Raw genomic sequence first — 6,900 nt, 5'->3', positions numbered from 1 at the left:
CCTTCTCCCCGCCCTGCTGCCTGAAGCCGCCACAGGCCACCGAGCACCGGGCACCGGCCCATGCCGTTCCGGGAACTCGTGGCGTGGCGCAGGACATGACACGACCGAAACAGAGACAGAGACAGAGATTGCGGGTCTGTCCGACATGCCGGCCGGCAAGCCGCCGACGCGGGCACCCCTGTGTCAGTTCGCGCCGCCCGCTGACGTAAGCGTCGCTCCGGCCTGCGCAGGCCGCGTCGGCGGCACAGCCTCAAGGTGCTCGGCCGCCTCGGCCGCCTCGGCCGCCGAGTAGGACGAGGCAAAGGTGAACGCGCGCGGGGACGGTCCGTTCGCCTGCATGTCCGCCAGCCGGTCCAGGGCCTCACCGACCGTCGGGAGGTGACCTGCGGGGATCCACCAGAGCACCAAGTGCGCCTCGACGTGCCGCTCGAACCACTCACGGCGCTGCCGCATCATCTCCAAGTGCCCGCTGCGGTAGGTGAAGTCCCACAGCGCCTCCGGGGTCTCCCACACCGACAGATTGACGATGACGTTCTCGCCCGCCGGGCGCAAGCCGGTGGCGTCGGGCGATCCCTCCTCCGCAAGCCGCCAGACGAAGCCCGGCGCGTCGTCGGCAGCGGCATTGACCGGGTCGAGCATCTCGACGAACGGCGCGATGCGCGGGTCGTCCAACGGGTGGCGGAGCGTGGCGATGTTGAGCTCGGCGAGGTGCGCGGCATGCGCGGATGCGGTCATGGCCTCATCCCAGCACGCCCCGCTTTTCTATGTCAATCAATATTGTTTTTAGAAGGTTCGAGTACGACACAGCACTCCCCCGGTCTGGCGTCCATACGGGCATGGACGGGACCGTCCGCGCCGAGCAGCCCTTCCAGGAGCGCCAGATTCATGCCGCAGACGAGCGGCGGGAAGCGCTCGGCGACGGCGTGGAAGGGGCAGTTGCGCATACGGACCACGCGGGGCGCCTGCTCGGCACCGACCATGTCCTTCTCTTCGGCGGCTTCCACGTGTGGTTCGTAGCCGCGCGCGGCCAGCATCTCCACGGCCTCGTCGAGGTCGCCGCAGGGCGCCGCCGAGCCGCGCAGACTCTCGCCTCGACGGCGCGCGGCCGCGCAGAGCCCGGCGTCCAGACCGGCCTGTTCGGCAGCCTCGGCGAGCAGTTCGGCGGCGGTGCGGTAATCGCGGGCGGGCAGCGACACCGAGTGCTCGGCCCGCGCTCGTGTGTACACCTTGGCGGGGCGGCCCGCCCCTGGCCCCGAACGGCCGGTCAGGCGGCGGCTGCCGCTCTCGAGGAGACCCGCCTCCGTCAGCTTGTCCAGATGGTGCGCGGCGAGCGTGCGCGCCACCCCTGCCGCCTCGGCGGCCTCGTTGCGGCCGACCTCACGGCCTTGCCCCGACACGTACTCGTACAGGCGGCGCCGCACCGGATCCTGCAGCACCGCGATCGCTTCGATGTCCTTCACCTCGCCATTCTAGGAACAACACAGGTTGGAGATAGAAACGGGAAGGCCGATGGCGTGACCGAGCCAGCGGGCATCCCGCGAGAACGAGAGGGACTGACGGTCGCCCGGACCACCGCCACTCAGCTCCAGCCGCGGCGCGGTTCGTCCTCCACTTTTCCCACGGCGCCACTGCCCTGTCCGGGGCTCCCCACCACCCGTTGAGTCATGGATGGAACCGCCACCGCCCTTCAGAAATGACATCGACCTTGCCGTCCCTGACGCGAACGGCCGTCTCGTCATCGATGAAGTAGATCGGGAAGTCCGCCCGCGCAGCGATGCGATCAGCCCAGACGTCGTCCCGCTCGGGGAAATCCGGCGAGCACAGGTGGGGCTTGAGATACCAGTCGAAGAGGCCGAACGGCGGCTCCACGGTCGTCGCGCCGAGTACGTGGAGGTCCGCGGTGTCCCCGATGACGTCGGCGGAGTGCTCGGTGAGATGACGACTGAAGATCATCGATCCGGCGCTGAATCCCACATAGACCCGGCTCGCCAGCGCCTCAAGGAAGCCGTCCGCCAGGCCGTTGCCGGTGATGCTGCGCGCGAGGTGGTAGTGGCTGCCGCCCCCGACATAGATGACGTCGGCGTGGAGCAGTCGGTCGAGCACCATCTGCCGGGGCAGGCCGTTCAGCTCCAGGACGTCGAACTCCCGCCAGCCGAGGCCGCGCAGCCGGTTCATGTCCTCGACGAACCACCCGTGGTCCCCGGGCTCGGCTACCGATGCCGTAGGAACGTACACGACGTTCGCCGATCCGAACGGCTTTCCCAGCACGTCCCGCAGCGCATCCCGCTGCGTCTCGTTACGCAGGCCACTCGCCGTCAACAGAAAGTTCATCGGGCGAGCCAAGCATGGCCGACGGACGCGTGCAACGAACCCAGGATCCACCCATACCGTCATGGCATGGCGGCATCAGGAACAGGCACTTACCTCGAACCCAAGCCGGGAGTCGTCAGACGAAGAAGGCGTTCATCCCGGGCACGTCGGAGAGATAGGTCTCGATACTCGCGATCTTTCCGTCGCGGAGCCGGCAGACCGTGGCCAGGTATTCGTCCAGCACGGCGTCCTCTCGGTGCGCGGTGTTGTGCAGGGAGAGCGCCATGTTCTCCCTGCTGACCAGGAGATGCAGCAGCTCGAAGTCGAGGCCGTACGAGGCGATCAGCTGAGCGCGCTCCACCACCGCGTCGGCGCCGTCGGCTGTGCCGGAGATGGTGTTCTCGCCGGGCAGGGTCCAGGTGACGTCGTCGTGCAGCAGGGCCCGGATGCCGTCCCAGTCGCCCGAGACAAGGGCCTGGTGGAAGGTGCGCCCGAGGGCGAGGGAGGCTTCGTTGGTGGACATGACATTCCCTTCACAACACTAAAGCGGCGATCTCCGCTTTAGTGTGACCGTAAGCCCCCGGCCCGCTAAGGCGCAACTCTTTGCTTTAGGGTGGAGGGGTGAACGCAGACACATCGACGAAGCGGCCCGGCGGCCGTAGCTCCCGCGTTCGTGCCGCCGTGCACAGCGCCGCGGTCGCGCTGGTGGGCGAGGTCGGCGCCGACCAGGTGACCCTCCCCGCCGTGGCCCAGCGCGCAGGGGTCAACTCCAGCACGCTCTACCGGCGTTGGGGTACGCTCGCCGCGCTCCTGGCCGACGTCGCCAAGCACCGCGGCGACGCCGGCGCGCCCCCGCTCGTCGGCGACCTGCGCACCGACCTGGAGAGTCAGGCGGTCTGGACGCTGGCGGAGCTCTCCCGGCCCGGCGGCATCGCGTTCTTCCGCGCCGAGGTCGCGCCCGACGTCGACGAGCGGCATGACGGACTGCGCGAATGCCTGCGCAGGGTCAGCGAGCGCTTCCGCCCCGTCCTCGACGCGGCGCGGGAGCGCGGCGACGCGCCCCCATCCCTGGAGCAGGTTCTCGATCGGATCGTTGCGCCGCTCTACTTCCGGGTGGTCTTCTCGATCCCCGGTACGGATGAGGCGTACGTCCGCGACCTTGTCGCGGAGCTGCTCGGGAAGCTTCAACCTGAGTCGTGAACTTCGCTCGGCTCCTCGCTCCAGCGGAACCCGCCCGGAGCCGCACACACCTCGGGCCCCGGAGGAAGAGGTTACGGAACACCTGCAGGACAGGGCGCACATGCCCCACGCCTTCGAATTCCGGACCGAGACCTATTTGCGTTAGAGCGCACTCCAACTTCTAGGTTCCGAAGCATGCGACGCCGCCGCACTGCCCCGGAGTGCCCAGGTCGGGCGGGGCGTTCCGCCGGTCACGCCGGGTGGCTGTGGAGCGGTTTTGTCCGATACCGACCCGTGCAATGTCTTCCTCAGGCGAGCCGGGCGCGCAGGCAGGCGAGCAGCACGCCCACCGGAGCCAGCACCACGGGCAGGAGCACGAGTGCCACCGCGACCGGGGTAATGATGACGAGGACGCCGGTGACCCACACGTTGTCGTCGGTGGTGGCCAGCATGAGCAGTCCCGCCCAGTGCGCCACGTACGTACCGAGCCACTGCAGCACCGCGAAGGCGACAGCGACCGCGGCCGTGGCCAGCAGGCAGATCCCGGTGGTGCGCAGCCGCGCCGTACGGGTCAGCGTCCAGGAACGGCGCATCGCGGCCGTCGCCGAGCAGTTGTCCGCCACCCGTACGGCAGTAGCCGGTGCGAAGCGGGCGAGGAGGGCGAGCCCGAGTCCCCAGATCACCACGGGCAGGACCCGGCCCACCAGGATGAACTGCACGGTCGCGGGATCGTGGTACGTGGGCCACACGACCCCGGGCACCATCTCCATGTCGACGGCGGCCAGCACGAGCAGGCCCGCCAGTGCCGCGACGAGGGCGCACACCAGGGTGAGCAACTGGACGCGGAAGGCGGCGCCCAGGTGCGGACGGGAGCGTCGCCACAGAGCGCGGAGGGTGAGCGCCCCGGGATCGGCGCCCGGGTCCGCGCCCGCCGTGTCGCGTTCCTGCGCGTGCGCCACGGTCACGGCCTGGGCGGTGAACACCCAGGCGATCAGGACCATCGCCACCAGGAGCAGCAACGGGTACACGCAGAACGCGACCTTGACGAGGCTGTCCCACTGGTCGATGTACGCGACATAGGACTCCTCGTAGTCGATGGACCCCTCGGCGGTGCGCCCGGCCTCCAGGAAGAGGCCCCACGACGCGGCGAACCCGCCGGCCACGATCCCGCCACCGACGACCAGCGCCGCCGCGGTCGCCGGAACGGCCGAGCCGAACACGAGGCGCCGGTCGCGGCCGGTGATCCGCAGCCCCTCTTCCACGACGGAGCCGCCGGCCCGGCGGGGCTCCGAGCCGGTCATGAGGGCCGTGCCATCCGGATGATGATCTTCCATGGTTACTGCGACGTCCGCATCGGTGCGTTCGGTTCCCGGACGCCACCGACCGTTTTCCCAGACGCCAGCGACCGGGTCTGCGTGGACACGTCTTGCACGTCAGCGCCCCGATAGGTGATACATCGCTTCCGTCCCTCACAACCGGTGATCACAACAAGCCTCCCGCCTGTCGCGCGGGTGAGGAGGACGGGTTCGTCATTGGGGTCGCCGACGCTGTCGGGCAGCTGGGGCCAGGTCTTCTCGGAGCCGGGCAATCGGGCCATGGGTGAGTACGCCTCTGCGGCCATGCCGTCGGCGGTGGGCTCAGGGGGCCTGGTCGTCCTCCCCGGTTGCCTTGTCGGGCACCAGGGCGAGGCTGATGATGTGGCGGATGCGATCGTCTCCGGGGACGCGTTCCGTATACCGGGCGACCAGCGCCTCCAGTTCCTCCACGAGTTCGGTGAACTCTTCGGCGGTCGCCCATACCGCTCCCTGCCGGTAGAGGACGCCCTCGCGCAAGGGGTCGGCGTCGTCACGGGAGAGGTAGCGGTCGAGATCGGCCATCATCGCCCCGGTGAAGACGGTGAAGGCCTGCCGGTGGTCGTCCTTGGTCATCGCGGCGCGGGCTTCCTCGTCGACGAGGGCCTTGTCCTGCCGGACCCGATAACTGCGTTCGACCGTCCCGCGTACGGGTCTTTCCTGGCCCACTTCCAGGATGCCGGCCTTGGTGAGTGTGGCGACGTGCCGGTACATGCTGGCCGGTGAGACGTCCGGGAGGCGTTCCCGGAGCTGGGCGGTGGTCAGTTCACCGGCGCCGACCAGGGTCTGGAGGATGCGCATCCGGACCGGGTGGAGGAGGAGATTCGCGGTTGCCATGGTTCACTCTCTCACATCTGATAATGTTCTCGTACTTGAGAACGAACGAGCGCGAATCGAAAGAGGCGGGGCCTTGCCCGACATCGACATGACGGTCACCGCAGACAACGGGACCTCGCTGGCCGGCACCCTGACACTGCCCGTCGGCCCCGGCCCGCACCCGGCCGTCCTGCTGCTCCACGGCTCCGGCCCGCTGGACCGCGACGGCAACAGTCCGAAGCTCCCGATGAACCTGGCGCGGCCGGTGGCCGAGGCCCTCGCGGCACGGGGGATCGCCACGCTGCGCTACGACCGTCGCGGCAGCGGCGCCAACCCCGGCGACTGGCGGGCCGCCGGCTTCGCCGACAACCGCCGGGACGCCGCCGCGGCCGTGCGCGCTTTGGCGGACAGGGCCGACATCCGCGCGGACGCGATCGGCGTGATCGGCCACAGTGAGGGCTCGCTGCACGCCATAGCCCTGGCGGCCCGGCCGGACGTGCGTGCAGTGGTGATGCTGGCCGGCTTCGCCAACCTGGGAGAGAAGGCCTTCCGCTGGCAGGGCCGCTCGATCGTCGCGAGCATGCCCGCTCCCATCCGGCTGCTGCGCCGGCCGCTGGCGGGACTGGGCAGTCGGGTCCTCACCCGGGTGAAGAAGACCCGGACGGACGTGGCGCGCGTGGCCGGTGCCAAGGCCAACGCCCGCTGGCTGCGGGAGATGCTCGTCCATGACACCCGGGACGACCTCGCCGCCAGCAGTGCCGCGGTCCTCGCCATCACCGGCGACAAGGATCTTCAAGTCAATCCGGACGACCTGAAGGAGATCGCCCGGCTGGTCCCCGGCGGCGCGGAGACCCACCGCGTCGACAACCTCACCCACATCCTGCGGCGCGACTTCGGACGCCCCACCCTGAACTCCTACCGCCGCCTGCTGCGCGAGCCGGTCGACCCCGGCCTGCTCGACCTCGTCGCCGAGTGGCTCGCCCGTCACCTGGCCGCGGCCGCTGGTGAGACGTCTTCCGAGGGGCAGTCCACCTCTTCCTGACCTTCCGGTCTCCCGGTGGTCCGGGCGTACACCCCGCCCGCGCCGCACGAACGCCACGGCCGAATTGCAGCTTGCCGCCCCGGCGTGCGCGCCCCGGGTCGCGCACGCCCTAAGAGGGTTGTCCCGGCACGTTGATGACGGAGTAACAGACACCCGGGCACCCAGGGCGAACCACACAGACACCCCACACGCACGACACTC

8 protein-coding genes are annotated in these 6,900 nt (G+C 69.7%); 2 read left to right on the top strand and 6 right to left on the bottom strand.

Annotated features, from left to right (window positions below; genetic code table 11):
- Positions 1-183: 183 nt before the first annotated feature.
- The 4 genes from ACFQ7F_RS34015 to ACFQ7F_RS34000 all read right to left on the bottom strand — a co-directional run bounded on the left by ACFQ7F_RS34015 (position 184) and on the right by ACFQ7F_RS34000 (position 2,833).
- Entirely contained in the window at positions 184-735 is a 552-nt protein-coding gene (locus ACFQ7F_RS34015) for a DUF3291 domain-containing protein (RefSeq protein WP_383279089.1), read from the bottom strand.
- A gap of 32 nt (positions 736-767) precedes the next feature.
- Positions 768-1,460 carry a helix-turn-helix transcriptional regulator gene (locus ACFQ7F_RS34010; RefSeq protein ID WP_383279086.1) on the bottom strand — a complete coding sequence of 231 codons (693 nt, stop codon included), beginning with the start codon at positions 1,458-1,460 and terminating at the stop codon, positions 768-770.
- A 202-nt stretch (positions 1,461-1,662) separates the two neighbouring features.
- Positions 1,663-2,331 (bottom strand): Type 1 glutamine amidotransferase-like domain-containing protein, encoded by a 669-nt coding sequence (locus tag ACFQ7F_RS34005; protein WP_383279083.1) that lies wholly within the window; start codon positions 2,329-2,331, stop codon positions 1,663-1,665.
- 115 nt (positions 2,332-2,446) lie between these two features.
- Positions 2,447-2,833, bottom strand: a complete 387-nt coding sequence (locus tag ACFQ7F_RS34000; protein ID WP_383279080.1) for a nuclear transport factor 2 family protein — start codon at positions 2,831-2,833, stop codon at positions 2,447-2,449.
- 98 nt (positions 2,834-2,931) lie between these two features.
- On the opposite strand from ACFQ7F_RS34000, the gene ACFQ7F_RS33995 reads away from it, so the two are divergent.
- Complete coding sequence (locus tag ACFQ7F_RS33995) at positions 2,932-3,510, top strand: TetR/AcrR family transcriptional regulator (RefSeq protein WP_383279077.1); 579 nt, start codon at positions 2,932-2,934, stop codon at positions 3,508-3,510.
- Between the two features lie 287 nt (positions 3,511-3,797).
- On the opposite strand, the gene ACFQ7F_RS33990 is transcribed toward ACFQ7F_RS33995, so the two are convergent.
- The gene (locus ACFQ7F_RS33990) at positions 3,798-4,790 is read right to left on the bottom strand and encodes a hypothetical protein (protein ID WP_383279074.1); all 993 of its coding nucleotides are present in this window, start codon (positions 4,788-4,790) and stop codon (positions 3,798-3,800) included.
- Between the two features lie 336 nt (positions 4,791-5,126).
- Positions 5,127-5,678, bottom strand: a complete 552-nt coding sequence (locus tag ACFQ7F_RS33985) for a helix-turn-helix domain-containing protein (protein ID WP_383279071.1) — start codon at positions 5,676-5,678, stop codon at positions 5,127-5,129.
- Positions 5,679-5,751: 73 nt separating this feature from the next.
- Between ACFQ7F_RS33985 and ACFQ7F_RS33980 the strand changes: the two genes are divergently transcribed.
- A complete protein-coding gene (locus ACFQ7F_RS33980) occupies positions 5,752-6,699 on the top strand; it encodes an alpha/beta hydrolase family protein (protein ID WP_383279068.1) in 948 nt (315 codons plus the stop codon).
- The last annotated feature ends 201 nt before the right edge of the window (positions 6,700-6,900 follow it).

The sequence above is a fragment of the Streptomyces sp. NPDC056486 genome, assembly GCF_042795295.1.
Lineage (GTDB): Bacteria > Actinomycetota > Actinomycetes > Streptomycetales > Streptomycetaceae > Streptomyces.
The sequence above is the reverse complement of the archived record's forward strand: the minus strand, read 5'-3'. Positions and strand labels throughout refer to the sequence as shown.

Bases quoted from the DNA above. Each gene is read 5' to 3' on its own strand.
- ACFQ7F_RS34015 (WP_383279089.1), bottom strand. From the start codon at position 735: ATGACCGCATCCGCGCATGCCGCGCACCTCGCCGAGCTCAACATCGCC.
- ACFQ7F_RS34005 (WP_383279083.1), bottom strand. From the start codon at position 2,331: ATGAACTTTCTGTTGACGGCGAGTGGCCTGCGTAACGAGACGCAGCGG.
- ACFQ7F_RS34000 (WP_383279080.1), bottom strand. From the start codon at position 2,833: ATGTCCACCAACGAAGCCTCCCTCGCCCTCGGGCGCACCTTCCACCAG.
- ACFQ7F_RS33990 (WP_383279074.1), bottom strand. From the start codon at position 4,790: ATGACCGGCTCGGAGCCCCGCCGGGCCGGCGGCTCCGTCGTGGAAGAG.
- ACFQ7F_RS33985 (WP_383279071.1), bottom strand. From the start codon at position 5,678: ATGGCAACCGCGAATCTCCTCCTCCACCCGGTCCGGATGCGCATCCTC.